Genomic DNA, 23,505 nt, shown 5'->3' with positions numbered 1-23,505 from the left:
CGCCGGCGCGGGTCACAATCACACTAGGCCCCCGCACCCCGGACGCGAGGAGTACCCCTGAGCGCATGAGCTCCCGTCTCACCGGCGACGAGACCGCCCTGTGGAAGGCCGCGGCCCGCGTGCTGGACGCGAACTGGACCGGGACCGCGACCGCCGCGTCCCCCGGCCTCTACCCCCACCAGTGGAGCTGGGACTCGGCCTTCATCAGCCTCGGCCTGGCCCGGCACCGCCCCGCCCGCGCCGAGGCCGAACTGCTCTCGCTCTTCCGCGGCCAGTGGGCCGACGGCATGCTCCCGCACATCGTCTTCAACGCCTCCCTCGCCCGGCACGCGTTCTTCCCCGGCCCCGACCTGTGGCGCAGCGCCGAGCAGCCCGCCGCCCCCCGCGGCGTCCAGACCTCCGGTCTCACCCAGCCGCCCGTCCACGCCCTCGTCGCCCTCCGCCTGCACGCCTGCGCCCGCGACACCGACGGCAGCCGCGGCTTCCTCGCCCGCCTCTACCCGATGCTCGCCGCCCAGCACCGCTATCTCGCCACCGCCCGCGACCTCGGCGCCGCCGGCCTCGCCGCGATCTGCCACCCCTGGGAGTCCGGCCTGGACAACAGCCCCGCCTGGGACCGCCCCCTCGCCGCCCTCCCGCTCCCGCCCACCGCCTACGCGCCCGGCCACCGCTCCCGCACCCTGCCCACCGGCGAGGACTACGACCGCTACGTCCGGCTCGTCGCCCTGCTCCGGGAGTCCGGCTACGACCGCGCCTACCTGCGCGAATCGCACCCGTTCGCGGTCGAGGACCCGCTGTTCAACGCCACCTACCTCGCGTCCGCGCACGCCCTCGCCGAGGTCGCCCGGATCGTCGGCGCCGACCCCGCCCCGCACGTGGAGACCGCGCAGCGCGTCCACGCCGCCATGCTCGACCGCCTCTGGGACGCCGACACCGGCTGCTTCCGCGCCCGCGACCTGCGCGACGACCGGCTCCTGCCCGTGATCACCGCCGGCTCCTTCGGCCCGCTCCTGGACCCCGAACTGCCCGCCGCGCACGTCCGCAACCTCGTCGACCTGCTGCTGTCCGCCCGGTTCGCCGGCGCCGCCGGCTACCCCGTCCCCACCTGCGACATCCAGGCCCCCGCCTTCGACCGCGGCGGCTACTGGCGCGGCCCCACCTGGATCAGCACCAACTGGCTGATCTGGTACGGCGCCCTCGCGCACGGCCTGCCCGTCGTCGCCGACCTGCTGTACGGCTCCACGATGCGGCTCGTCCGGCAGTCCGGGTTCCGCGAGTTCTTCGACCCCTTCGACGGCACCGGGCGCGGCAGCCACGACTACTCCTGGTCCGCCGCCCTCGTGCTGGACCTGCTCGCCGCCCGCCGCGCCCCGCAGGCCGCCTGATCGCCTACCGTTGGGGCATGCGCCTACTCCGGGGCAACCTGCCCGCCGCGGTCCGCGACGCGCTCGCCACCGAACGCGGCGAACGCGTCCTCGCCTCCGCCCCCACCCGCGGCGGCTCCCACGTGGTCGCCACCACCACCGCCCTGCACGTCCCGGCCCCAGCCGGCGGCTTCGCCCGCGTCCCGTGGGAGCGCGTCGACCAGGCCACCTGGAAGGACGGCTGGCTGCACGTGACGGAGACCTCCGGCGGCACCGAGCACCACGTCCGCCTCACCGACCCCGGTTCGGTCCCCGAGACCGTCCGGGAACGCGTCACCGCCACCATCGCCGTCACCCACCAGGCCAGGCTGCCCGGCGGGGGACGGGTGCGCATCGCCGGCCGGCGCCCCGCAGCCGGCGGCGACGTGCGCTGGACGTTCGTCTTCGACGCGGGCCTCGACCCCGCCGACCCGGGCCTGCGCGCCCAGGCCGAGCAGGTCCTCGAGGACCTGCGCCGCCAGACGGGCCTCTAGCCGGGGTAGACCGTCGGCTCGTCCTCGGCGTCCGCCTCGGCCTTGTGCCGGCCGGGCATCTGCTGCGGCACCTTCTCCTTCGCGGTGGAGGCCATCTCGCCGGCCTTCCCGCGCGCCGCCCCGGCGAACTCGCCGCCCTTGGCGCGCAGCACGCCCGCGGCCTCCTGCACGTTCGGGTTCTCCGAGACCTGCCGCGACAGACGCTTGATCTGCTCGTACCGCTCCCGTCCGGCCTTCGTCCCGAGGACGTAACCGAGCGCGGCGCCTGCCATGAACATCGTTCGCGACTTCATGTTCAACTCCCTGTGGGGCCGATCGTCCACACTCCATACCCGAGAACGCCGCCGCAACCCCTGACGCGTGCGCGAACAGCCCCGCACATGCGCTAACCTAGACGCGCTGGCAGGGCCGAGGGCCCCACCGGACGCACGATCCCGCGTAGCTCAATCGGCAGAGCAGCCGGCTGTTAACCGGCAGGTTATTGGTTCGAGTCCAATCGCGGGAGCAGATCAACACCCCAAAACCACAGGTCAGGCCCGTTCCCTATGCCGGGAACGGGCCTGACTGCTGTATTGGGTGGCTGACTGAGTGCCGGGCGTCCTGGGGGAGGCGTGGTGGTTCGTGCGGAGTCTCGCGAAGCTTCCTGGTCATTGGCGGGAGAGGACTCTGGTTATGCCGGCGGCGATGGTGGTGGCGAGGATCCAGCCTGAGGCGATGAGGGCGGCGGCGAGCCATTGGTAGGGGCCTCGGGGGTTGAAGGCGAGTTCCTGGCCGAAGCTGATGATCGGTAGGAGCAGGTCGAGGGTGTAGAGGAACGGGTTGAAGGCGGGGGCCTCGTCCTTTTTGAGGGGGAGGGGGTGGTGGGCGGCGAAGACCAGGGTGCCGATGAGGAGGAGTGCCGCCAGGAGCGCGCCGGCGCGGAGGGGGCGGTAGCCGTAGCCGACGGTCCAGTCCTGGGCGACGCCCCAGGCGCGGGCGGGGAGCCCGAGGGTGCGGCGTCGGCGGCGTTGTTTCGCGAGGCGGACGGTGCGGGCCTCGGCGTCGCGGCCCATGCCCTGGAAGACGGTCGCGAGTTGCTCGTAGGGCTGCGGGTGGTAGCCGTCGGCGGCGTCCAGCCAGGCGAGGCGGGCGGGGAGCGGGCCGGGCTTGTCGAGGGTCTGGTAGACGAAGCCGTCGAGCCGGGGGCGGGGCGGCCAGCGGGCGGGGTCGTCGCGGAGCACGTCGATGCGGGCGTGCCGCAGGTCGACGGTTCCGGTGGACAGTGTGCAGCGGGTGAACCAGAGCATCTCCGCGCGGACGCGGCGGAGGCCGAGCGCGATGTCCTCGAAGCCGTTGATGGTCGCGTCGTCGAAGTCGAGCTCGCCGGCGCGGGCGCCGGCGAGCGACACGCGCCCGTCGGCGGTGAACCCTTCGTGGCAGTTCAGGACGCCGCTGACGGTCAGGCCGTAGCCGGTGAGCGACCGGCCGCCGGGGTTGGACAGGCGGGCGCCGCCGAACTCGACGCTGGCGCCGACGACGGTGTCGAGCAGCCGGATCTCGCCGTCGGCGCGCAGGCCCCCGCCGGCGAGGCCGCCGGTGACCTCGGCGCGGCACAGGCTGAGCGCCTGGCCGCCGGGGTCGGCGAGGTGCGCGCCGGTGAAGTCGGCCGCGCCCTGGACGGTCGCCGAGTCCAGGCAGACGCGTCCCCGGGTCCGGAACCCGTCCGCGGCGCGCAGGCTGCTGCCGACGCTGATCAGGCGGGCGTTCAGCGCCGTGCCGCCGGGGGCGTCGAGGTCGGCGCCGCTGAGCAGCAGGGTTCCGCCGATCACCGCGGAGCGCATGCTGACCTTGCCGTCGGCGCGGAACCCCGCGTCCAGGACGGCGGCCCCGTCGATGCGGGCGCGGTCGGCGTCGAGGGCGGTGCCGCCGGGGTTGGACAGCCGCGCGCCGGTCATGACGAGACGGCGGCCGATCCGCGCGTCCGGCAGCCGGACCTCGCCGTCCGCGGTGAGCGCCTCGGCGTGCAGCCCGGACGGCAGTTCGATGCCGTCGGCGTTCAGCGCCACCGCCCCGGGGTTGGACAGGCGGGCGCCGTTGAGGACGCAGGTCCCGCCGACGTGGACGCCGTGCAGCATGACCTCGCCGGTGATCTCCGCGTCGGTGGCGTCGATGTTGCGGACGACGGTCAGCGCGTTGGCCTCGACGCCCGCGAGGCGGGCCGAGCGCAGCGACAGCGTCCCGTCGATGCGGGTGCCGACGAGTTGCAGCGGGCCGTCCAACCGGCAGTTCCGCAGCCAGAGGAGCCCGTCGACCTGCGAGTCGGAGGCGTGGAGGGCGGGCAGGCGCGAGCCGGTCAGGCTGAACTGCCGCACCCGGGCGCCGTACAGGGCGGGCGGCTCGTCGAACGTGCAGTCGCGCAGCAGCACCGCGTACCGCACCTCGGCGAAGGACAGGTCGAGGACGCCGCTGATCCGCGCCCCCGTGAGGCGCAGCGCGGGGACCTGCCCGGCGTCGGCGGGCCGGGCGCCGAGCAGCAGCGCCGCGAGGACCTCGCCCCGGACCGCCTCCCCGGTGCCCGTCAGATCGACCTTGCCGGCGCGCGGGAAGGCGTCCCAGATCACGCGCTCCGCGTCCGAGAGATCCTCGATATCCATTTGGTCCCATGAATACACCGGGGGACGGGCGCGGCGCCACGGAACCGGTGCTCCTAGACTCGGGCCCATGTTGAGGCTTGGCTTTCCCGTGATCGGTGTGGAGGACCTTCCGCGCGCCGTGGCGTTCTGGACGGCGGCGCTGGACCTGGTGCCGAGCCCGGAGTTCGAGAGTCCGGGCTGGCGGACGCTGAACCACGCGGACGGTTCGGGCCGCGCGCTCGGGCTGATGCGCAGCGAGTCGCCCGCCGAGCCCCGTCCGCGCCTGCACCTCGACCTGTTCGTCGACAGCGCGGCCGAGCAGGAGGCCGAGGTCGAGCGGCTGGTCGGGCTCGGCGCGAGCCGGGTCGACTGGGACCTGTACCCGCCGGACCCGGACTTCGTCGTCCTCGCCGACCCCGACGGCAACCTCTTCTGCGTCGTCGACCTGAGCCACGCACCGTCCGGTTCGCAGTGAGCCGCCGCTAGGCGTCCGGCGGTGTCTCGCGGGCGTCGATGAGGGCTTGGACGCTGTCGGAGAACCGGCGGGTGAGGCGCGCCAGGTCGGCGCGGTCGCGGTCGCTCCACCCGGCGAACGCCTTCTCCAGCAGCCGCCGCCGGCCCTGGTTGATCGACGCGACCACGCGCTGGCCTTCAGGCGTGAGCTCGGCCGTCTTGACGCGGCGGTCATGGGGGGCTTCGGCGCGCGCCACCAGGCCGAGATCCTCCAGGCGTGCCAGGGAGCGGCTGACCTTCGGATGGTTGTGGTCGACCAGCTCGGCGAGGTCGAGCACGCCGGTCGGGCCGCGCAGGTCCAGGTGGATGAGGTAGCGGCACAGGTCCGGGTCGAGCGTGACGCCGGCGAGGTCGAGGATCAGCGCGACGAAACGCGGCCGCGACGTCCGGCCGAGCATGTCGAGCCAGACGTCGTAGTAGTCCTCGTCCGCCATCCCGTTCATTATGCACGGATCCTCGGCTAGTGTTCCGTTCAAAGTGAACGGATCGCGGGAGGGGCCATGCCGGACGTCATGCGGGCGGCGGTACTGCACGGGATCGGGGAGGTGCCGCGCTACGGGGAGTTCCCCGCGCCGGTGGCGGGAGCGGGCGAGGCGGTCGTGACGGTGGGCGCGGCGGCGCTGAAGCCGTTCGACCGGTGGTGGGCCGAGGGGCTGCATCCCGCGAGCCCGACCGTGTTCCCGCAGGTGGTGGGCGCGGACGGGGTGGGGAGGCTGGACGACGGCACCCGAGTGGCGTTCTTCGGCCCGGTGACGCCGTACGGCGGGATGGCCGAGCGGGCGCTCGTGCGGCGGGGCCTGTGGTTCCCGGTCCGGGCCGGCGTGGACGACGTGACGGCGGCCGCCCTGCTGAACCCCGGCGGCGCAGCCTGGAAGACGGTCGTGTGGGAGGGCGGGGCCGGCCCGGGAAAGACGGTGCTGGTGCTCGGCGCCACCGGGGCGTCCGGACGGATCGCGGTGCAGGTGGCGAAGCGGGAAGGGGCGCGGGTCGTCGCGGCCGGACGCGATCGCTCGGTCCTCGACGCGCTCGGTGCGGACGCCGTCGTCCGGCTCGACCGGCCGAAGGACGAGGTGGTCGATGCCATCACTGCGCACGGGCCCTATGACCTGGTCGTCGACTACCTGTGGGGCGCTCCGGCGGAGGCCGCCTTCGCCGCGCTGTCGCGGGGCAATGAACGGCGCGTCAGGTACATCCTGGTCGGTATGTCGGCGGGCGCCACAGCGGAGGTCCCCGCAATGGCGCTGCGTGCGGCGCGCGTCGAGGTGATCGGCGGCGGGACGGGTGGCTCGCCGTCGATCGAGGAGGCGGCGGCCGCGTTCGACCGGATGCTCGGCCTTGTGGCCGAGGGCGAGATCGTCCTCGACGCCGAGGCCGTGCCGCTCGCCGACATTGAGGACGCCTGGACGCGTCCCGAGAACGGCCGCCGCACCGTTTTGGTCCTATGAGCCGACTTTCGCTGGGATTATCCATCGAACGAAAGAAAGCGGACCGATTTTCTTTCGATGATTGCTTCACAGTTTTCCGGGGCCGTCTTATGGTCGGAAAAGCCGCCGGGGTTAGTGAAGGCTCGCGGCGGTCTCCGACCCCCTGGAGGCAACGATGCCCCGTCGTCCCCGTGACCTCGGAATCCCGAAGAACCCCGTCGAGTACTTCGCCGCCGAACTGCGCGCATGCCGCGAAGCCGCGGACCTCGGACGCCCCCAGCTCGCGGCGAAGCTCGGATACTCGCCCCAGCGGATCGGCCAGGTCGAGAGCGGCACCAGCGCCCCGTCCGAGAACTTCGCGAAGGACTGCGACACCTTCTTCGAGACGAAAGGGTCATTCCATCGCATCTGGGAATGGATCCAAGATCTCGGGTACCTCCTCATCCTCCCACCCGGCTTCGCCGAATTCCTGGAGCGCGAAGCCGTGGCGCGAGTGATTCACACCTTCGAAGCCATGGCCGTGACCGGCCTCTTCCAGACACAGGACTACGCCTACGCTCAACTGAAGGATGGGCGAACTCCGGAGGAGACCGAGGAACTCGTGACGACGCGGCTCGCTCGCCAGTCAATCCTCGAAGGGGAGGACGCCTGCCACGTCGTCGTGGTCTTCGACGAGTACGCCCTCCGGAGGCCCGTCGGAGGGCCCGAGGTCATGCGTGGCCAGCTGCAGCACCTGATCAACCTGGCCGACCGGTTGAACGTCACATTGCAAATCGTCCCGAGTGCCAAGGGCTCCTATCCAGGGGTCATGGGGGCCTTCATGCTTTTGGGCTTCGACGAGGGGCCGGACGTGGCGTACGTTGAAGGTCATGTGGGTGGACAGTTGATCGAACGGACCGACACCGTGCGGGCGTATGCGCGACGTCTCGATCTGATAAGGGGTGCAGCACTGTCCGCCGACGAGTCGGTGAAGTTGCTTCATGAGATCTTGGAGGGTCTGTGAGCATCCGTGGCACGTCGAAGGTCCGGTGGCGGAAGAGCAGTCGTAGCGGTGACACCGGCGGTGCCTGCGTCGAGGTGGCGTCCCTGGCTAAGAGGGTCGGTGTGCGGGACTCCAAGGATGCGGACGGTCCTGCGCTGGTCTTTTCGGCCGCCGAATGGCGGGCGTTCGCGCAGCGGGTGAAGTGCGGCGGGCACGACATCGGCTGATCGCTTCGTGGCCGGCGGTGGATTGTCGGTGGCGGGTGGGAGGGTGCCCGGTGTGGGGATTCATGTGGCGAGTCGGCGGCGGGCGCGGGAGTCGGTGGTGGCCCAGTGGCCCGGGGCGGTGGTGCTGGACGTGACGTCGCGCGGGCCGGAGCCGTGGGTGCGGTTCAGTCCGTTCTACCCGCACGGGGGCATACCGGTGCCGTTCTCGGACGGGGTGACGGCCGCGTCGGTGGAGGGGATCTGGCAGGCGTTGAAGGTGTTCGACGGCGCGGACGTGGACGCGTCCAAGCTGGCGGTGACGTCGATGAGGGGGATCAAGCGGACGGTCCGCAGGTACGGCCCGGTGCGGGGGCACCGGGCGGGGCTCGAAGGGGACGAGCTGCTGCCCTACGGGCGGGCCAGGAGAGAGATCTACCTGCCCGCATACCGATGGGTGCTGGAGAACAAGGTCGCGCACCTGGTGGAGGAGCTGCGGCGCCTCGGGGAAGTGGTGCTGCTCGACTACACCGTCAACGGGGACGTGGACGATCTGTCCACGCCCCTGTCGCACGCGGCCTTGGTCGGGCGGTTCGCCGAGAACCGCTGGCCCTACTCCTCGGTGGCGGGGCTGCCGCCCGCGACCACTTCGGCGAGCAGGTCCTCTTCGGTGGCGCCGCGCCGCCAGTAGCCGGTGAAGGTGACCGAGCGGCGGTCGATGCCGCGCTCCTTCACCAGGTGCCGGCGCAGCGCCTTCACGGTGGCGGCCTCGCCCGCGATCCACGCGTAGGCGTCGTCCGGGAGCGATGAGCCGCGGACGGCGTCGAGGAGGCCGCCGGGGGAGACCCAGCCGATCTCCGCGTCGGCCTCGGTCGGCAGGTCCTGGCGGTCGTCGGGGTACGGGGTCTCGACGAACACCCGCGCGGGCGTTCCGGCGGGCAGCCAGTCGAGGTTCCCGGCGATGGCCGGGAGCGCGGTGAGGTCGCCCGCGATCACCACGGGACGGCCGTCCGGCGGGCGGAAGTCGTAGCCGCCGTTGTCGGGGCCGGTGGGGCCGAGGACGACGACGCGGTCGCCGGGGGCGGCGGCCGACGCCCAGCGGGACGCGGGGCCGGACGTCCCGCCGGGGTGCAGCGCGAAGTCGACGTCGAGCTCGCCGGGGCGCTGCGCCCGCACGGTGTAGGAGCGCATGATGCCGCGCTCGTTCGGGTCGAGGGCGCGCCAGTCGGCGAACCAGGTGTCGGGCGACCAGTCGTCCGGCATGACGGGCGCGTCCTGGTGCGGGTGCGGCAGGAAGATCTTGAACCGCTGGTCGCGCCCGCCGGTGACGAAGCCGCGGGGGCCGCCGTCCAGGCACGTCCCGCCGAAGGTGACGCGCACCATCGAGGGGCCGAGCGGCGCGGCGCGCAGGACGTGCAGGTCGAAGAAGGCGTACGGGTCGCTGGGGGTCCTCATCACTGTCCCTTTCGGTGGGTCAGCCGGTCTTCTTCGCGGAACGGATCGTCGCGGCGAGGGCCTCGATGATCGGGGCGCAGCCCTCGTAGGAGAAGCGGGGCTCGGGCTGCCAGGGGACGACCTGCCCGGCCTTCACCGCGGGCAGGTCCTTCCAGGACGGCCTGGAGCCGAGGTCCTTGGGCTGCAGGGCCTGCGTGCGGCTGTCGAGCATGATGACGTCGGCCTTGTACTTGTCGGCGTTCTCCCAGCTCAGGCTCTCGAAGTAGCCGTCCTGGCCGAGCTTGTCGGGGACGACGAGGTCGACGCCGAGCTCCTTGAAGTAGATGAGGTCGGTGTTCTTGGCGGGGCTGGAGGCGTAGAAGAGGTCGGGGCTGGCGGACGCGGCGAGCACCTTCAGTCCCGCGTTGGCCTTCGCGGCGGCGCGCAGCGACTCGACTGCCTTGTCGAAGCGGGCCTTGGCGGCGGTGACCTTGGCGGACTTCAGGTCGGCGCCGAGCGCGGCGGCGAGCGCGGCGGTCCGCTCGATCGGCTTGGGCAGCGCGACCGCGCCGGTGGAGATCGCGGCCTGCGGCGCCAGCGCGTAGATCTTCTCCTTGCTCTCGGCGGGCACATAGAAGAGCTCGTTCTGCACGAACATGTTGTCCACGAGCAGCTCGGGGCGGAGCGAGGCGTACTTCTCGATGTTGAACTCGCCGTAGGCGTTGCCGATGATGGTCAGCCGGTCGACGGGCAGGTCGCCCGCCTGCGGGTCGGGCTTGCCGTCCTTGAGCTTCGTCGGGCCGTACACCCCGACGAGCTGCTTGTCGACGCCGAAGTCGTAGAGGGCGGCGAGGGCGCCGACGTAGCCGACGACGCGCTGCGGGCGCGCCTTGAGCCGGACGGCGGTGCCGCGGTCGTCGGTGAAGGTCCACGCGCCGCCGGAGGGGGACGCCTCGCCGTTCCCGTCGCCGCTTCCGCCGCACGCGCTGATGAGGGCGCCGAGCGCGACGGTGCCGCCGGCACCGAGAAGACCGCGGCGGGTGAAGGAGGGCGAGGGGACTGTCCGCATTTTCGGCTGCTCATCTCTGATCGACCGTGATGGCCGGATTCCGGCCCGATGGGCGCTTAGGTTAACCTAACCTAAGTCGTTGTCCAGTGGCAGGGGGCGGACCACCGCCCCCGTCCGTCCCCCCGGAGCCAGCCCGTGCCGTTGACCAGAACCGCGCAGCCGACGGCCCCGGCGCGCGCGCCAGCCGCCCTCGCGCCGGCGCCGGTGCGGCGCCATTCCGCCCGCGCGTCAGGGCTCGTCGCGGCGGTGCTCCTCCTGCTGGCGGTCGTCGTGGCGAGCCTCGCGGCCGGCGCGAAACCGCTGTCGGTCGGGCAGGCGTGGGACGGGCTCTTTCACGAGGGCTCGGCGTCCTACACCGTCGTCCACCAGATGCGGCTGCCGCGCACCCTGCTCGGGCTGCTCGCCGGCATCGCGCTCGGCTTGGCGGGCGCGGTGATGCAGGCGCTGACCCGCAACCCGCTCGCCGACCCCGGGCTGCTCGGCATCAACGCGGGTGCGTCCGCCGCGGTGGTGTCCGCGATCTCCTTCCTCGGCATCGTGTCGTTCGCCGGGTTCGTATGGTTCGCGTTCGCGGGCGCCGGGGTGGTGGCGGTCCTGCTGTACGCGGTCGGCGGCGGGCGCGGCGCGACGCCCGCGCGGCTCGCGCTCGCCGGGTCCGCGCTCAACGCCGCGCTGTACTCCTACGTCAACGCCGTCCAGTTGCTCGACACCGCGTCGCTCGACCGGATGCGGTTCTGGACGGTCGGCTCCCTCGCCGCCGCGCAGACGTCCACGGTCGAGAAGGTCGCGCCGTTCGTCGTGATCGGGCTCGTGCTCGCATTGCTGCTGGCCCGTCCGCTGAACGCGATGGCGATGGGCGAGGACGCGGCGCGCGCGCTCGGCGCCCGGCCCGGACGTGCCAAGATCGTGGCGATCGTCACGGTCACGCTGCTGTGCGGCGCGGCGACGGCGGCCTGCGGGCCGATCATCTTCGTCGGGCTGATGGTGCCGCACCTCGTCCGCGCGCTCACCGGGCCCGACCTGCGGTGGCTGCTGCCGTACTGCGCGGTGCTCGCGCCCGCGCTGATGCTGGCCGTGGACGTGCTCGGACGCGTCGTCGTGCGGCCGTCCGAACTCCAGGTCGGGGTCGTCATGGTGGTGGCCGGCGGGCCGGTGTTCCTCTACTTCGTCCGGCGCCCGCGCGGCAAGGCGGTCGCGTCGTGAGGCCCGCCGTCATCAGGACGCCGAACGGGGTGTCGCTGCGGTTCCGGCCGCGCGCGCTCGCCGTCGCCGTCCTGTGCCTGGCCGTCGCGCTCGGCGTCAGCGTGCTGCTGATCGGCAGCGGCGACTTCCCGATGAGCCCCGCCGACGTCGTCCGGACGCTGCTGGGCCACGGCTCGCCCGCAGACTCGCTGATCGTCAACGAGATCCGGCTGCCGCGCGCGGCGGCCGGGCTCGCGGTCGGCGCCGCGCTCGGGCTGGCCGGCGCGATCTTCCAGTCGCTGACCCGCAACCCGCTCGGCAGCCCCGACGTGCTCGGTTTCACCCAGGGCGCCGCGACCGGCGTGCTCGGCGTGATCGTGCTGACCGGCGGCGGCAGCGCGGCCGTCGCGGCGGGCGCCGCAGCGGGCGGGCTGCTCACCGGCGCGGTCGTGTACGCGGTGGCCGGCCGGCACGGCGCGCACGGGCAGCGGCTGATCCTCGTCGGCATCGGCGTCGCCGCGATCCTCACCGGCGTGAACGGCTACCTGCTCACCCAGGCGAAGATCACCGACGCGGCGCGCGCCGTGCTGTGGCTGACCGGCAGCCTGGACGGGCGGGACTGGGCCGACGCGGCGCCGGTCCTCGCCGCGCTCGCCGTCCTCGGCCCGCTGGTGGTGGTCGGCTGCGGGCGCGCGCTGCGGATGCTGGAGATGGGCGACGACGCGGCGCACGGCCTCGGCGTCCCGATCGAGCGGGCGCGGCTGATCATGCTGGCCGCGGCCGTGCTGCTCACCTCGTTCGCCGCGGCGGCGGCCGGACCGGTGTCGTTCGTGGCGCTGACCGCGCCGCAGCTCGCCCGCCGGCTGACCCGCACGCCCGGCCCCAACCTGCTGCCGTCCATGTGCATGGGCGCGGCGCTGCTGGTGGCCGCCGACTGGGCCGCGCAGCGCGCGTTCACCGGCCACCAGCTCCCGGTCGGCGTGGTGACCGGGCTGCTCGGCGGCGGATACCTGGTCTGGCTCCTGGTGACCCAACGCAAGACGGGACGGATTTGATGAAGGACGCGAACGCGCGGCTCAGCGGCTCGGGCCTCACCCTCGCCTACGACAGGCGCACCATCACGCGGGACCTCGACGTCACGGTGCCGGACGGCTCGTTCACCGTGATCGTCGGGCCGAACGCGTGCGGCAAGTCGACGCTGCTGCGGGCGCTCGCGCGCATCCTCAAGCCCGCGTCCGGCACGGTCGTGCTGGACGGCGAGCCGATCGCGGGCTGGCCCGCCAAGAAGCTGGCGCGCACGCTCGGGCTGCTGCCGCAGTCGTCGATCGCGCCGGAGGGGATCACGGTCGCCGACCTGGTGTCGCGCGGCCGGTACCCGCACCAGGGGCTGCTGCGGCAGTGGTCCCGCGAGGACGAGCGGGTCGTCACCGCGTCGATGGAGGCCACCGGCGTCGCCGCGCTGGCCGACCGCGCGGTGGACGAGCTGTCGGGCGGGCAGCGGCAGCGGGTGTGGATCGCGATGGCGCTCGCGCAGGAGACGCCGCTGCTGCTGCTGGACGAGCCGACCACCTACCTCGACATCGCGCACCAGATCGAGGTGCTGGACCTGTGCGCGCGGCTGCACGAGGAGGGCCGCACCGTCGTCGCCGTCCTGCACGACCTGAACCACGCGGCCCGGTACGCCACCCACATGATCGCGATGCGGGACGGCGCGATCGTGGCGGAGGGCGAGCCGGGGACGGTGGTGACGGCCGAGCTGGTCGAGGAGGTGTTCCGGCTCCCGTGCCGGGTGATCGAGTGCCCGGAGACCGGGACGCCGCTGGTCGTCCCCGCCGCGCGCGCCACCCGCGACGCCCGCGCGGCCGAGTTCGCGCGCGACGCCGACGACGCGTCCGGAGACGTCCGCGCGGTGGAGGACGCCCGCGCCTGCTGACCGGGCGCGAACGGCGTGACGAGGGACACGAAAGCCAGGTGTGCGACGTCCAGAAATAGTTGTACGCTTATAACGGTTATAGGGGTACAACGATTGGAGTCCGCTTGACCGACCTCACCCCCCGCCGCCGGATGCTGGTGCTGGCCATCTGCTGCATGAGCCTGCTCATCGTCAGCCTGGACAACACCATCCTCAACGTCGCGCTGCCCACCCTGCGGCGCGACTTCCACAGCTCGGTGTCCGGCCTGCAGTGGACCATCGACGCCTACCTCATCGTGCTGGCCTCCCTGCTCATCCTCGCCGGCTCCACCGCCGACCGGATCGGCCGCCGCCGCGTCTTCCAGACCGGGCTCGCGCTGTTCGTGCTCGGCTCGGTGCTGTGCAGCCTCGCCCCGTCGCTCGGCTGGCTCGTCGGCGCCCGCGTCGTGCAGGCCGTCGGCGGCTCGATGCTCAACCCGGTCGCGATGTCGATCATCACCAACGTGTTCACCGAGCCGCGCGAGCGCGCCCGCGCCATCGGCGTGTGGGGCGCCGTCGTCGGGCTCAGCATGGCGATGGGCCCGCTGGTCGGCGGCGTGCTGGTCGACTCGGTCGGCTGGCGCTCGATCTTCTGGCTGAACGTGCCGATCGGGCTGGCCGCGCTCGCGCTGACCGCGCTGTACGTGCCCGAGTCGCGCGCCGAGCGGCCGCGCCGCGCCGACCCCGCCGGCCAGGCCTTCATGATCGTGCTGCTCGGCGCCCTGACCTACGCGATCATCGAGGGGCCCGGGCGCGGCTGGGGCGACCCCGCCGTCCTCGGCGCCGCGATCGCCGCCGCGCTGTCGCTGGCCGGGTTCGTCGGGCACGCGCTGCGCGCCCCCGAACCGCTGATCGACCTGCGGTTCTTCCGCAGCGTCCCGTTCGCCGGCGCGACCGTGATCGCGGTGTCGGTGTTCGCCGCGTTCGGCGGCTTCATGTTCCTCAACGCCCTCTACCTGCAGGACGTCCGGGGGCTGTCGGCCCTGCACGCCGGACTGTACCTGCTGCCGATGGCCGCGATGAGCGCCGTGTTCGCGCCGCTGTCGGGACGCCTCGTCGGCAGCCGCGGCCCGCGCGCCTCGCTCGTCGCCGCGGGCGCCGCCACCCTCGCCAGCGCGCTGCTGATGGCGGTCTTCGACGCCGAGACCCGCAACGTCACGCTGTTCGCCGCCTACGTGCTGTTCGGCATCGGGTTCGGCATGGTCAACTCGCCGATCACCAACACCGCGGTGTCCGGGATGCCGCGCGCCCAGGCGGGCGTCGCCGCCGCCGTCGCCTCCACCAGCCGGCAGGTCGGCAACGCGCTCGGCGTCGCGGTGATCGGCGCGGTGCTGGCCGCCGGCACGTCCGGCTCCCGGTCCGGCGGCGCCGCCTTCGTGGACGCCGCGCGCCCGGCATACTGGGTGCTGGCCGGCTGCGCCGCCGCCGTGCTGGTGCTCGGCGTGGTCACCACCGGCCGCCGCGCCGCGCGCAGCGCCGAGCGGACGGCCGCGTTGTTCGAGACCGCCGAGCCGCCCTCCGGCGGACGCCACGTGACGGGAGCGAGCACCCGATGAACCAGCCCGGGCCCCGCCCCGGCGCCGCGTCCGGACCGGCGCCCGGCGCCGAGCCGGATGCGGCCCGCCGCGTCTGGAGCAACCTGTGGACGCTGATGCAGGAGCGGGGCGACCGGCGCGCCGAGGTCGCCGAGGCGCTCGGGATGAGCTTCTTCCGGACCAAGGTGCTGCGCCGGCTGGCCGCCGCGCCGGAGCCGCTCACCCTGCGCGGCCTCGCCGACCTGCTCGGCACCGACCGCCCCTACATCACCCTGGTGGTGGACGACCTGGTGGAGCGGGGGTTCGTCGAGCGCACCGCGAACCCCGCCGACCGGCGCTCCAAGATCGTGACCGTCACCGGCGCCGGCCGCGCGGCCGCCGCCGAGGCCGAGCGCATCCTCGGCACCCCGCCCGCCGCCCTGTACGAGCTCCCGCCGGAGGACCTGGCCGTCCTCGACCGCGTGGCCGCCCGCCTGGTCGAGGACCACTGAGACCCCGCGCGAGAAGGGCCGTCAGCGCTGGCCGGCGGCGTCCATGCGGGCCCAGTCGGCCTCCCACAGCGCGTCGCGGTGGCGGTCGCAGCGGCGGCGGACGAGCACGTAGGCCAGCAGGACCGGGGTCGCGACGGCGAGGACCGCGGCCGTGGCGGCGTAGGCCGCGTCGGTGACCGTGCGGCTGTGCGGGCGGGGACGCACGGTCGGCTCGCCCTTCGCGTCGATCCAGATCGTCCGGTGCGCGCCCACCTTGGCGTTCTTCCAGCTGGGCAGGGTCCCGGTGCGGACCGAGCCGTCGGCGCCCGGCCAGTTCGCCTGCACCGTCTCGTGGATGTAGCGGTCACCGGACGACCCGATGCCGCCGGTCGAGACGACCGTGGCGACGACCTGGTGGCGCTGCGCCCGCTCCGCGCGTTCGGCGCCGCTGCCCGCCTGGTAGGACCACGTGCCCGCCCACATCGCCAGCGGCGGCGCGACCGCGAGCAGCAGCACGAGCAGCCCGAGGCCGATCAGCCGCTGGACGCGGTCGACGCGGCGGCGCAGCTCGTTGTGCTCCCAGCCGAACCTGCGGCGCAGCCTGGTGAGCGGCCCGCCTCCCTGTCCGCTGCCGGACCCGCGCATCTGCGTCACCTCCCCGGGGTGTGCCCACCCGGCAAGAGGTCCTGGACCCTCTCTCCCCAGGATATTCCCGAGTTCGATGATCGGCACATGACCGGTGACCGAATCCTCTCCCAGCCGGCGCGGGGTATGCCGAGGCGATGACCGGATCCGGCCATCGCCTCGGCGGTGTTCAGCGGCGTTCAGTGCCGTTCAGGGCCGTTCGGCGCCGTTCAGCGGGCGGGCGGCGCCGCGGGGCGGGCCTCGGCCGCCGCCCGCGCCAGCTCGTCCAGCCCGCCCTGCAGGCCCTTGGCCAGGACGTCCAGATCGGGCATCGCGTCGAAATCGCCGGTGATCCCGAAATGCAGCGTCCCGCAATAGGAGACGATCGCGGTCGCGACCCGGATGCCGCCGGTCAGCGGCACGTACGGGTGCATCTCCAGGACCCGGCGCCCCATCACGTACAGCGGGAAGTCCGGGCCGGGGACGTTCGTCGTGACGGTCTGGACGATGTCCTGGCGCAGCCGCACCGGGATCCGCGCGGCCAGCGACAGCAGGGCCGGCGCCACGGCGGTGTCGGTCAGCCGGGTGATCGCCTGCGTCCCGGCGGCCTGGTTGCTGCGCTTGACGTCGTCGGTCTGCTCGCGGACGCGGCGCAGCCGCTCGAGCGGATCGTCCACGCCGACCGGCAGGTTCACGAACACCGCTGCGACCCGGTTGTTCATCTCGCCGCGCTCGTCGGCGCCCCGGTGCGACACCGGCACCGCCGTCCGCACGACGGTGTCCTCCTCCAGCCGCCCCCGCGCGTTCAGCAGGTCGCGGTACCCGGCGGACACCGCGGTCAGGACGACGTCGTTGACCGTCCCGCCGAGCGCCTTGCGGACCGCCTTCACCTCGTCCAGCGGCACCCGCTGCCAGCACCAGCGCCGGTGCGGGCCGATCGGGCCGTTCAGGGAGCCCGCCGACGGGCTGGCGAGGCGGGCCGTGGCGCGGCTCAGGCCGGAGACGAACTCGCGCAGCCGGTGCGCCTCCCGGACCGCGCCCGCGGTGCGCGCCACGTCCGTGAGCTGGCGCAGCGGCCGGGTGACGGTGCGGCGCGCGGCGTCGGCCAGCAGCGCCAGGTCGGACGGCTCGGGCTGGGCCTCCCACGGCTCGCCCTCGCGGGGCTGCTCGAACTCGGGGGACAGGTCGAACATCACCGTCGCCAGGTCCATGCCGGCGATGCCGTCCACCATGCAGTGGTGCACCTTGGCGATCAGCGCCCAGCGCCCGCCGGTCAGGCCCTCGACCAGCCAGATCTCCCACAGCGGCTTGGCCGGGTCGAGGCGCTGCGCGAGCACCCGGCCGGACAGGTTGCGCAGCTGCTCGTCGTTGCCCGGCGCCGGGAGGGCGGTGTGCCGGACGTGGTAGAGGATGTTGAAGTGCGGATCGTCCACCCAGACGGGCCGGCCGAGGTGCAGCGGGACACCCCGCACGCGCTGCCGGTACCGGGGGACGAGCGGAAGCTTGGCCGCGATCGTCCTGACCACGTCGCCGTACGAGGGCGCCGGGCCCTCGAACACGACGACCGAGGCGACGTGCAGGGGTGTGTTCTCGTCCTCCAGGAGGTAGAAGCTGGCGTCCAGTCCGCTCATGCGATGCACGGGCTCACCGTCTTTCTGCCGCGTTCCGCGGGGGGTCGGGGGGAGGCGCGCCACCGGCCGGACCGCCGGGGCGCGGGCGGCGGAAGAAGTCACGGTAACCATGCGCCCTGTGAACGGCGAGGTCAATGCGGCCGGTGTGAGCGAGGTGGCACCCGAGCATGGCCACATCCGGCCAGATTTCTTCCGGCCCTTGATTCTTTGGCGAAACGCGAGGTCAGCGCGCGGCCAAGCTCTCCTCCGGCTCCGGCGACGGCTCCGCGCCGTCCCGCCGCGCGCCCGCCGCCAGCGCCAGCACGGCGCCCAGCACGCACATCCCGGCCGTGATCCAGAAGATCTCCCGGTACTCGGTCCGCAGCGCGTCCTGCACCGCCGCCTTGTACACGGTCATCTGCTTCGCGAACTCCGCCTTCGACATCAGGAACGGCAGCGGCGGCTGCAGGTGCGCCGTCAGCGCGTGGAAACGGTGGAACCCCCACGCCGACAGCGCCGAGACGCCGAGCAGCATCCCCATCATCCGCGCCACCACCACGGCCGCCGACGCGACGCCGTGCCGCGCCGCCGGGACGAACGCCAGCACCGCCGACGACACCGGCGCGATCACCAGGCCCAGCCCGAGCCCCGTCACGACCAGATCGACGTCCATCCGCGGCAGCGGCCCGTACGACGCGTGCGCCAGATCCGCCGGCCACCCCGCGATCAGTACATAGCCCACCGCGGAGACGACCATCCCCACCGCCATCGGCCACCGCTCGCCGACCCGCCGCGCGACGAATCCCCCCACCACCGCCGCGACGGGAAGCGCCACGAGAAAGCGCGTCAGCAGCAGCGCGCCCTCGGTCTCGTCCTTGTTCAGCACGGTCTGCGCGACCAGCACCACGTCCACCAGCGTCACCATCAGCGCCGCTCCCGACAGGAAGCTCACACCCAGCGTGGCCAGCAGCGGACCGCGCCGCACCCCGGTGAGATCGAGCAGCCTCGTCCGGGCCTTGATCTCCCACACCACGAAAACGACCAGCACCACCCCGCCCGCGGCCATCACGGGCAGCCCCCACGACGGCAGCGCCGACTTCTCCGGATCCGGGTTGTAGACACCCGCGACCAGCAGCGCCAGACCCGCCGCCAGCAGCAGCCCGCCCACCACATCGACGCCGGGACGCGGCCCCTTCGGCCGTCCGCCCGGCACCGTGAGCTGCACCGCCACCACCGCCAGCGCGGCCAGCGGCAGGTTGATCCAGAAGATCGCGCGCCACTCCAGCGCCGCCGCGATCCCCGCCCCGTAGAGGGGCCCGAGCACGCTGCCCAACTCCTGCGCCGCGCCCACCGCGCCCAGCACCACCGGACGCCGCCGCTCGTCCCACAGGTCCCCGGCCAGCGCCATCGTCACCGGCAGCAGCGCACCGCCCGCCACCCCCTGGACGACCCGTCCCGCCGTCAGCACCGGCACGTCCTGCGCCAGCGCCGTCACCACCGACCCGGCCGCGAAGAACACCAGGCACGCCTGCAGCAGCGGCCGCCGCCCGAACCGGTCCGACAACTGCCCGAGCAGCGGCATCGCCGCCACGTACCCGAGCAGGAACCCGGTCAGCACCGGCGTGATCCGCTCCAGCCGGTTCACCGGGACGCCCAGGTCCTTGACCACCGGCATCAGGATCGTCGTGACGACGTAGGCGTCCAGCGCGGCCAGCAGCACCACCGCGCCGCCGGCCCCGATCGCGATCCCGCGCCGCGCGGTCACTTCGGCGCGCTGATCTTGTAGGGGGCGTTGAAGCCGGTGAACGTGATCACCACCGCGCCCTGCCCCTTCGGGAACGCGCCGCGCACCTTCAGCAGCCGCCCGTCGGCCTTGCTCACCCACACCTGCCCGGCCAGGTCGTCGTCGATCCCGGGGATCAGCCCGCCGACCTGGTCCTGCGGCAGCGTCGCCCCGACCCGGTAGGCCTCCTTGCCGTCCACCTTCTCCACGGCCTCGGCCTTCGGCGCCTGCATCGACGTCAGCAGCTTGGAGATGCCCCGGTTCGGGTCGAGCACCGCCGACGGGTCGTACACCACCGACGCCATGGACTTCGGCAGCTTGCGCCACCCGCCCGTCCCGGCGTCCAGGTAGAACGCCTCGCCCTTCGCGACGACCTTGGCCTCGACGTTCTGGCCCGACTGCTCCAGCGTCAGCGTCCCCTGCGCGTCGCCGTCCCGGAGCAGCTTCATGTCGCCGCCCTTGACCATGATCGGCGTCTTGCCGTCCGACGTCACGGTGAACGCCACGCTCTTCAGACCGGCCATCGCGCCTGCCGCCTGCCTCAGCGTCGCGGCCCCGTCGAAGTTCGCCTTCGGCGCCGGCTTGCCGGATCCGCCGCCGCCCCCGCACGCACCGGCCAGCAGCGCGAGCGACAGCGGGACGAGACCGAGGATTCGTCTGGACATACGCGGACCCTACCGACGAGTCACCTCACCCGTCACTCGGTACCAGGTCTGACTTCCCCTAGTCCTGGAGTACGAGTTATCTTGCATTGCCCTTGGCGTCAGGCCCTAGAGGGCCTTCCTTCGGCGGGCAATGCGTGCGATCGCTGTATCGCTCCGACTCGCCCTGGGGGCTCGCTGCGCGATCGGATCCTCGCAAGCTCGAATCCGGCTTCGCACGCGATCGCGACGGCCCAGGTCGCCGCGTGGTCCGGCAAAAGCGGCGTGTCCGTGCGGCGGTGTGATCAGTGCTCGCACTGCCAACGAGCGTGGGCGCTCGCCACCGGCTGACCGGCGCTTCCCCCTAACCGGTACCGGGAGGGGGCGTGGGGGCGGAGCCCCCACATCGGGGGTCTGGGGGTCGCCCCCCAGAAAGACACCGCGGCGAGGGCGAAATCACCCGAAGGGCGATGAGCATGCGGCCCCAGCCCGTGGGGGGCGGAGCCCCCACACCGGGGGTCTGGGGGTCGCCCCCCAGAAAGACACCACGGTGGCGGGAAGGCGGCCGAAGGCCGCCGAACACCACGCCCGTAGGGCGGGCGGGACTCGAACCCGCGACCGGGAGATTATGAGTCTCCTGCTCTGACCAGCTGAGCTACCACCCCGGAGGCGGCGCCCCGTCGGTGACGCGTGGTCGGGGGCGTGCCGGGTGCCATCCTAGCGGCGGGGTGTCGGCGGGGGCCACCGGGAAGTGGCGGCGGGCGGGTCAGGCGGGCCAGGTGGGGCGGCGTTTGTCCAGGAAGGCGTGCATGCCCTCCTGGGCTTCGGGGGTCTGGCTGGAAGCGGCCATCACTTCGACGGCGTAGGTGTAGGCGTCGGCTTCGGGGCGGTCGAGCTGGGCGTACATGGCCTGTTTGCCGAGGGCTTTGCTGCGGGGGCTGCCCTGGGTGGCGCGCTGGAGGAGGGCGAGGGTGGCCTTGTCGAGGTCGTCGTCGGGGACGGCGTAGTTGACGAGGCCCCAGTCGGCGGCGGTGGCGGCGTCGACGGTGTCGCCGGTGAGGGCCATTTCGGCGGCGCGTTTGCGGCCGATGTTGCGGGAGATCGCGACGAGGGGGGTGTGGCAGAACCAGCCGCCCTTGCCGCCGGGGGCGGCGAACGCGGCGCTCTCGGCGGCGACGGCGAGGTCGCAGGACGCGACGAGCTGGCAGCCGGCGGCGGTCGCGAGGCCGTGGACGCGGGCGATCACGACCTGGGGAACGGACTGGATCGTCTGCATCAGGACGGTGCAGGTGCGCAGGAGGTCGCGGACGTCGGCGTGGGAGGCTCCGGCCATGTCGGCGAAGTCGTGGCCGGCGGAGAAGACGGGGCCGTTGGCGGCGAGGACGATCCCGCGGGCGTCGGTGCCGGCGGTCTCGGTGAAGGCGCCGGTGAGCTGCAGGAGGAAGGCCTTGGACAGGGCATTGCGGCGGCGCGGGCGGTTCATGGTGATGGTGGTGATGTCGCCGTCGCGGCTGAGGAGGACGTCATCGGCTTCGCTCATGCTCCCGACGTTACGTCAGACCCTCGTCGTACGGTGGGCTGGTCCACGGACGCCGAGGGGGTATGGCCTTGAAGCTGCTCACTGCCACCAACGCCGGCCAGGGTTTGCGCGACAACGATTTCGACTGGTGCGTCGAGGGCGAGCTGGTGCACATCGGCGTGGTGTGCGCCCGTGACCGGGACGACCCGGACGGCGGCTGCGGGTGCGGCCGCTCGTTCGCCGGGCTGAACTCGCACCGTGCGACGACGACGGCGATGGTGCGGGACGTGCCGGGGTTCACCGACGAGGACTATGTGGAGGCGATCCGCTCCAGCCTGGAGCAGCAGGGCTGCGATCCGTCGTTCGCCGAGCACGACGCGGCGCTGCTGCGCTGCCTGGTGCGCGACTGGCCGGTGGGGGCGATCGTGGAGCGGCGGCTGAATGAGATCGTGGTGAGGCAGGTGGTGCAGCCCTGATCAGGAGGTGCGTTGTGCTCGTCGCGTTCTCGGTGACCCCGCTCGGCACGGGGGAGGACGTCGGTGAACTGGTCGCGGAGGCGGTGCGGGTGGTGCGGGCCAGCGGCCTGCCGAACCGCACCGACGCGATGTTCACGACGGTGGAGGGGGAGTGGGACGAGGTGATGGCGGTGGTGAAGGCCGCCACGGACGCGGTGGCCGCGCGGGCGCCGCGGGTGAGCCTGGTGGTGAAGGCCGATCTGCGGCCGGGGGTGACGGGCGCGTTGGACGCGAAGGTGGAGTCGGTCGAGCGGTACCTGTCGGCCGGCTGAGCGCCGCGCCGCGGCTAGGCCAGCCAGGCGGCGATCTCGTCGTCGCTGCGCGGGAGGGCGCACCAGAGGGCCTCGTCCATCGAGGAGCACAGGGGGATGCGCTCGTCGAGGCCGAGGACGCGGAACATGCGCTGGGCGAAGGGCCGGGCGCCGACCACCGCGAGGGCGGCGCCGTTGTCCTCGCAGCGGCGGGCGCAGTGCGCGACGGCGCGCATGCCCTCGGCGTCGAAGAAGGAGACGCCGGCGACGTCCAGGACGATGGGGCGGGCGGCGAAGTGCATCAGCCGCGTCCGGACGGCGGGGGCGGACGCCCGGTCCATCTCCCCGGTCAGCAGCACGGTGGTGTGCCGCTCGTGTTCGATGACGACCATGGCGACGGCGGTGTCCTTCACGGTGCCCCCAGTCGGTTGAGCCGGCCTGTCCGGTGACTCAAAAGCATCGCGCGAGCACGTAAGGTTGCCAACCCGTTGCGGGGCATCGGCCCGTTCCTGTTCGTTCCGATCCGTCCAGCCAGGTGAGCGGGGACGCCGGGCGGGCGCCGCCGGCGGGTTCCGTACCCGCCGTTATCCGGTCATCAGCGTCTTCGCCGTCTGGACGAGGGCGGTGTTGTCGACCGCCGCGGTGCCGTCCGGGAGGGTGAGGACGTCCTCCAGGCCGATGCGGGTGTCGAGGTTGAACCGGACGGCGAGCCGCAGCACGGGCCAGGCGCCGCCGTCCTCGCCGTGCAGCAGGACCGGGCGGCCGTGGCCGGTGCCGAGCGCGTGCAGGAGGTCCTTCGCGGCGTCGGTGGCGGACTCGGGGTCGGTGTCGGTGACCTCGGCGAGGACGCGCAGCACCTCGCGGGCGCGAGGCCAGCGCAGGAAGCGCGCGGCGGCCTCGGTGCCGGAGAAGATCCCGGCCTCCACGGCGACGCCGCGGTCGAGGAGGGTCTCGGCGACGCGTTCGGCGCCGTCCTCGTGGAAGTTGACCGACGCGTGGTCGGGCAGGACGGTCCACGACCGGATCAGCGCCGCGCGCTCGGCGGCGTCGGCGGCGGTCCACGCGCCGGTGGTGACGCCGACGGGCACGCCCGGCGCGGCCTCGCGGACGGCCGACAGCGCGGCGGCGACGTGGCCGGGGTCCAGGGTGTCGGCGCCGGTGTCGTCGCGGGGATGCAGGTGGACGTCCTGCGCGCCGACGTCGACGGCCGCGCGCACGGCGGTCGCGAGCTCGTCCGGCGTGACCGGGACGCCCGCGGCCCGCGTCCCGTTGGGGCAGACCTGGAGCATG

26 protein-coding genes and 2 tRNA genes are annotated in these 23,505 nt (G+C 73.3%); 15 read left to right on the top strand and 13 right to left on the bottom strand.

The features are described 5' to 3' along the window. The first annotated feature begins 65 nt into the window (after positions 1 to 65). Together QP089_RS27355 and QP089_RS27350 are read left to right on the top strand one after the other, a co-directional pair. Positions 66 to 1,385 carry an MGH1-like glycoside hydrolase domain-containing protein gene (locus QP089_RS27355; RefSeq protein WP_285915172.1) on the top strand — a complete coding sequence of 440 codons (1,320 nt, stop codon included), beginning with the start codon at positions 66 to 68 and terminating at the stop codon, positions 1,383 to 1,385. Positions 1,386 to 1,402: 17 nt separating this feature from the next. Then, positions 1,403 to 1,897, top strand: coding sequence for a hypothetical protein (locus QP089_RS27350; RefSeq protein ID WP_285915171.1), 495 nt, complete (start codon positions 1,403 to 1,405; stop codon positions 1,895 to 1,897). Here QP089_RS27350 and QP089_RS27345 read toward each other — a convergent pair. Next, a complete protein-coding gene (locus QP089_RS27345) occupies positions 1,894 to 2,190 on the bottom strand; it encodes a YtxH domain-containing protein (protein ID WP_285915169.1) in 297 nt (98 codons plus the stop codon). The genes QP089_RS27350 and QP089_RS27345 overlap by 4 nt on opposite strands. A 139-nt stretch (positions 2,191 to 2,329) precedes the next feature. Here QP089_RS27345 and QP089_RS27340 point away from each other — a divergent pair. Continuing rightward, a tRNA-Asn gene (locus QP089_RS27340) sits at positions 2,330 to 2,402 on the top strand. Positions 2,403 to 2,544: 142 nt separating this feature from the next. Here the strand turns inward: QP089_RS27340 and QP089_RS27335 are convergent. Continuing rightward, positions 2,545 to 4,530, bottom strand: a complete 1,986-nt coding sequence (locus tag QP089_RS27335; protein WP_285915167.1) for a hypothetical protein — start codon at positions 4,528 to 4,530, stop codon at positions 2,545 to 2,547. A 67-nt stretch (positions 4,531 to 4,597) separates the two neighbouring features. Here QP089_RS27335 and QP089_RS27330 point away from each other — a divergent pair, with 67 nt between their 5' ends. Further along, positions 4,598 to 4,984, top strand: coding sequence for a VOC family protein (locus tag QP089_RS27330; protein WP_285915165.1), 387 nt, complete (start codon positions 4,598 to 4,600; stop codon positions 4,982 to 4,984). Between the two features lie 7 nt (positions 4,985 to 4,991). On the opposite strand, the gene QP089_RS27325 is transcribed toward QP089_RS27330, so the two are convergent. Then, complete coding sequence (locus QP089_RS27325) at positions 4,992 to 5,456, bottom strand: MarR family winged helix-turn-helix transcriptional regulator (protein WP_285915164.1); 465 nt, start codon at positions 5,454 to 5,456, stop codon at positions 4,992 to 4,994. Positions 5,457 to 5,522: 66 nt separating this feature from the next. Between QP089_RS27325 and QP089_RS27320 the strand changes: the two genes are divergently transcribed. The 4 genes from QP089_RS27320 (at position 5,523) to QP089_RS27305 (ending at position 8,322) form a co-directional block, all read left to right on the top strand. Then, on the top strand, positions 5,523 to 6,467 hold the full coding sequence (locus QP089_RS27320; RefSeq protein WP_285915162.1) for a quinone oxidoreductase family protein: 945 nt from the start codon (positions 5,523 to 5,525) through the stop codon (positions 6,465 to 6,467). A gap of 154 nt (positions 6,468 to 6,621) precedes the next feature. After that, positions 6,622 to 7,449, top strand: a complete 828-nt coding sequence (locus QP089_RS27315) for a helix-turn-helix domain-containing protein (RefSeq protein ID WP_285915160.1) — start codon at positions 6,622 to 6,624, stop codon at positions 7,447 to 7,449. Then, positions 7,446 to 7,655 (top strand): DUF397 domain-containing protein, encoded by a 210-nt coding sequence (locus tag QP089_RS27310; protein ID WP_285915159.1) that lies wholly within the window; start codon positions 7,446 to 7,448, stop codon positions 7,653 to 7,655. The genes QP089_RS27315 and QP089_RS27310 overlap by 4 nt, the downstream gene beginning before the upstream one ends. A gap of 7 nt (positions 7,656 to 7,662) precedes the next feature. Then, on the top strand, positions 7,663 to 8,322 hold the full coding sequence (locus tag QP089_RS27305; RefSeq protein ID WP_446474089.1) for a DUF6939 family protein: 660 nt from the start codon (positions 7,663 to 7,665) through the stop codon (positions 8,320 to 8,322). On the opposite strand, the gene QP089_RS27300 is transcribed toward QP089_RS27305, so the two are convergent. Both QP089_RS27300 and QP089_RS27295 read right to left on the bottom strand, forming a co-directional pair. Continuing rightward, positions 8,244 to 9,086: a siderophore-interacting protein gene (locus tag QP089_RS27300; protein ID WP_285915155.1), complete on the bottom strand. Its 843-nt coding sequence runs from the start codon at positions 9,084 to 9,086 to the stop codon at positions 8,244 to 8,246. The genes QP089_RS27305 and QP089_RS27300 overlap by 79 nt on opposite strands. A gap of 19 nt (positions 9,087 to 9,105) precedes the next feature. Further along, positions 9,106 to 10,134 carry an ABC transporter substrate-binding protein gene (locus QP089_RS27295; RefSeq protein ID WP_285915153.1) on the bottom strand — a complete coding sequence of 343 codons (1,029 nt, stop codon included), beginning with the start codon at positions 10,132 to 10,134 and terminating at the stop codon, positions 9,106 to 9,108. Positions 10,135 to 10,269: 135 nt separating this feature from the next. Between QP089_RS27295 and QP089_RS27290 the strand changes: the two genes are divergently transcribed. The 5 genes from QP089_RS27290 (at position 10,270) to QP089_RS27270 (ending at position 15,293) form a co-directional block, all read left to right on the top strand. After that, positions 10,270 to 11,337 (top strand): FecCD family ABC transporter permease, encoded by a 1,068-nt coding sequence (locus tag QP089_RS27290; RefSeq protein WP_285915152.1) that lies wholly within the window; start codon positions 10,270 to 10,272, stop codon positions 11,335 to 11,337. Then, complete coding sequence (locus tag QP089_RS27285; protein WP_285915151.1) at positions 11,334 to 12,371, top strand: FecCD family ABC transporter permease; 1,038 nt, start codon at positions 11,334 to 11,336, stop codon at positions 12,369 to 12,371. Before QP089_RS27290 ends, QP089_RS27285 begins: the two co-directional genes overlap by 4 nt. Beyond that, positions 12,371 to 13,249 carry an ABC transporter ATP-binding protein gene (locus QP089_RS27280; protein WP_285915150.1) on the top strand — a complete coding sequence of 293 codons (879 nt, stop codon included), beginning with the start codon at positions 12,371 to 12,373 and terminating at the stop codon, positions 13,247 to 13,249. Before QP089_RS27285 ends, QP089_RS27280 begins: the two co-directional genes overlap by 1 nt. Before the next feature lie 104 nt (positions 13,250 to 13,353). Continuing rightward, positions 13,354 to 14,823 carry an MFS transporter gene (locus QP089_RS27275; protein ID WP_285915148.1) on the top strand — a complete coding sequence of 490 codons (1,470 nt, stop codon included), beginning with the start codon at positions 13,354 to 13,356 and terminating at the stop codon, positions 14,821 to 14,823. Continuing rightward, complete coding sequence (locus QP089_RS27270) at positions 14,820 to 15,293, top strand: MarR family winged helix-turn-helix transcriptional regulator (RefSeq protein ID WP_285915146.1); 474 nt, start codon at positions 14,820 to 14,822, stop codon at positions 15,291 to 15,293. Before QP089_RS27275 ends, QP089_RS27270 begins: the two co-directional genes overlap by 4 nt. Positions 15,294 to 15,314: 21 nt before the next feature. Here the strand turns inward: QP089_RS27270 and QP089_RS27265 are convergent, their stop codons facing one another. The 6 genes from QP089_RS27265 to QP089_RS27240 form a co-directional block, all read right to left on the bottom strand. Next, positions 15,315 to 15,917, bottom strand: a complete 603-nt coding sequence (locus QP089_RS27265) for an Rv1733c family protein (protein WP_285915144.1) — start codon at positions 15,915 to 15,917, stop codon at positions 15,315 to 15,317. Positions 15,918 to 16,126: 209 nt separating this feature from the next. Beyond that, a complete protein-coding gene (locus QP089_RS27260; RefSeq protein WP_285915142.1) occupies positions 16,127 to 17,527 on the bottom strand; it encodes a WS/DGAT/MGAT family O-acyltransferase in 1,401 nt (466 codons plus the stop codon). A 223-nt stretch (positions 17,528 to 17,750) separates the two neighbouring features. Beyond that, positions 17,751 to 19,271, bottom strand: a complete 1,521-nt coding sequence (locus QP089_RS27255) for an MFS transporter (RefSeq protein ID WP_285915140.1) — start codon at positions 19,269 to 19,271, stop codon at positions 17,751 to 17,753. After that, positions 19,268 to 19,954 carry an LppX_LprAFG lipoprotein gene (locus QP089_RS27250; RefSeq protein ID WP_285915139.1) on the bottom strand — a complete coding sequence of 229 codons (687 nt, stop codon included), beginning with the start codon at positions 19,952 to 19,954 and terminating at the stop codon, positions 19,268 to 19,270. Before QP089_RS27250 ends, QP089_RS27255 begins: the two co-directional genes overlap by 4 nt. A 567-nt stretch (positions 19,955 to 20,521) precedes the next feature. Beyond that, a tRNA-Ile gene (locus QP089_RS27245) sits at positions 20,522 to 20,595 on the bottom strand. A 101-nt stretch (positions 20,596 to 20,696) separates the two neighbouring features. Next, on the bottom strand, positions 20,697 to 21,470 hold the full coding sequence (locus tag QP089_RS27240) for an enoyl-CoA hydratase-related protein (RefSeq protein ID WP_285915137.1): 774 nt from the start codon (positions 21,468 to 21,470) through the stop codon (positions 20,697 to 20,699). A gap of 68 nt (positions 21,471 to 21,538) precedes the next feature. Here QP089_RS27240 and QP089_RS27235 point away from each other — a divergent pair, with 68 nt between their 5' ends. Both QP089_RS27235 and QP089_RS27230 read left to right on the top strand, forming a co-directional pair. Beyond that, a complete protein-coding gene (locus QP089_RS27235; protein ID WP_285915135.1) occupies positions 21,539 to 21,925 on the top strand; it encodes a DUF7715 family protein in 387 nt (128 codons plus the stop codon). Positions 21,926 to 21,939: 14 nt separating this feature from the next. Beyond that, the gene (locus QP089_RS27230; RefSeq protein WP_285915133.1) at positions 21,940 to 22,236 is read left to right on the top strand and encodes an MTH1187 family thiamine-binding protein; all 297 of its coding nucleotides are present in this window, start codon (positions 21,940 to 21,942) and stop codon (positions 22,234 to 22,236) included. A gap of 14 nt (positions 22,237 to 22,250) precedes the next feature. On the opposite strand, the gene QP089_RS27225 is transcribed toward QP089_RS27230, so the two are convergent. Continuing rightward, positions 22,251 to 22,628 (bottom strand): STAS domain-containing protein, encoded by a 378-nt coding sequence (locus tag QP089_RS27225; RefSeq protein ID WP_285915131.1) that lies wholly within the window; start codon positions 22,626 to 22,628, stop codon positions 22,251 to 22,253. Positions 22,629 to 22,799: 171 nt separating this feature from the next. Then, entirely contained in the window at positions 22,800 to 23,504 is a 705-nt protein-coding gene (locus QP089_RS27220) for a 3-keto-5-aminohexanoate cleavage protein (protein ID WP_285915130.1), read from the bottom strand. Position 23,505: the final 1 nt, after the last annotated feature.

Origin of the sequence: Actinomadura opuntiae (genome assembly GCF_030283205.1) — a bacterium.
Classification (GTDB): Bacteria; Actinomycetota; Actinomycetes; order Streptosporangiales; family Streptosporangiaceae; genus Spirillospora.
Note: the sequence above shows the minus strand (reverse complement) of the source record. Positions and strands in the feature narration are given on the sequence as shown.

Bases quoted from the DNA above. Each gene is read 5' to 3' on its own strand.
- QP089_RS27345 (WP_285915169.1), bottom strand. From the start codon at position 2,190: ATGAAGTCGCGAACGATGTTCATGGCAGGCGCCGCGCTCGGTTACGTC.
- QP089_RS27300 (WP_285915155.1), bottom strand. From the start codon at position 9,086: ATGAGGACCCCCAGCGACCCGTACGCCTTCTTCGACCTGCACGTCCTG.
- QP089_RS27325 (WP_285915164.1), bottom strand. From the start codon at position 5,456: ATGGCGGACGAGGACTACTACGACGTCTGGCTCGACATGCTCGGCCGG.
- QP089_RS27265 (WP_285915144.1), bottom strand. From the start codon at position 15,917: ATGCGCGGGTCCGGCAGCGGACAGGGAGGCGGGCCGCTCACCAGGCTG.
- QP089_RS27270 (WP_285915146.1), top strand. From the start codon at position 14,820: ATGAACCAGCCCGGGCCCCGCCCCGGCGCCGCGTCCGGACCGGCGCCC.
- QP089_RS27330 (WP_285915165.1), top strand. From the start codon at position 4,598: ATGTTGAGGCTTGGCTTTCCCGTGATCGGTGTGGAGGACCTTCCGCGC.
- QP089_RS27350 (WP_285915171.1), top strand. From the start codon at position 1,403: ATGCGCCTACTCCGGGGCAACCTGCCCGCCGCGGTCCGCGACGCGCTC.
- QP089_RS27335 (WP_285915167.1), bottom strand. From the start codon at position 4,530: ATGGATATCGAGGATCTCTCGGACGCGGAGCGCGTGATCTGGGACGCC.
- QP089_RS27320 (WP_285915162.1), top strand. From the start codon at position 5,523: ATGCCGGACGTCATGCGGGCGGCGGTACTGCACGGGATCGGGGAGGTG.
- QP089_RS27220 (WP_285915130.1), bottom strand. From the start codon at position 23,504: ATGCTCCAGGTCTGCCCCAACGGGACGCGGGCCGCGGGCGTCCCGGTC.
- QP089_RS27280 (WP_285915150.1), top strand. From the start codon at position 12,371: ATGAAGGACGCGAACGCGCGGCTCAGCGGCTCGGGCCTCACCCTCGCC.
- QP089_RS27295 (WP_285915153.1), bottom strand. From the start codon at position 10,134: ATGCGGACAGTCCCCTCGCCCTCCTTCACCCGCCGCGGTCTTCTCGGT.
- QP089_RS27355 (WP_285915172.1), top strand. From the start codon at position 66: ATGAGCTCCCGTCTCACCGGCGACGAGACCGCCCTGTGGAAGGCCGCG.
- QP089_RS27260 (WP_285915142.1), bottom strand. From the start codon at position 17,527: ATGAGCGGACTGGACGCCAGCTTCTACCTCCTGGAGGACGAGAACACA.
- QP089_RS27315 (WP_285915160.1), top strand. From the start codon at position 6,622: ATGCCCCGTCGTCCCCGTGACCTCGGAATCCCGAAGAACCCCGTCGAG.
- QP089_RS27240 (WP_285915137.1), bottom strand. From the start codon at position 21,470: ATGAGCGAAGCCGATGACGTCCTCCTCAGCCGCGACGGCGACATCACC.
- QP089_RS27250 (WP_285915139.1), bottom strand. From the start codon at position 19,954: ATGTCCAGACGAATCCTCGGTCTCGTCCCGCTGTCGCTCGCGCTGCTG.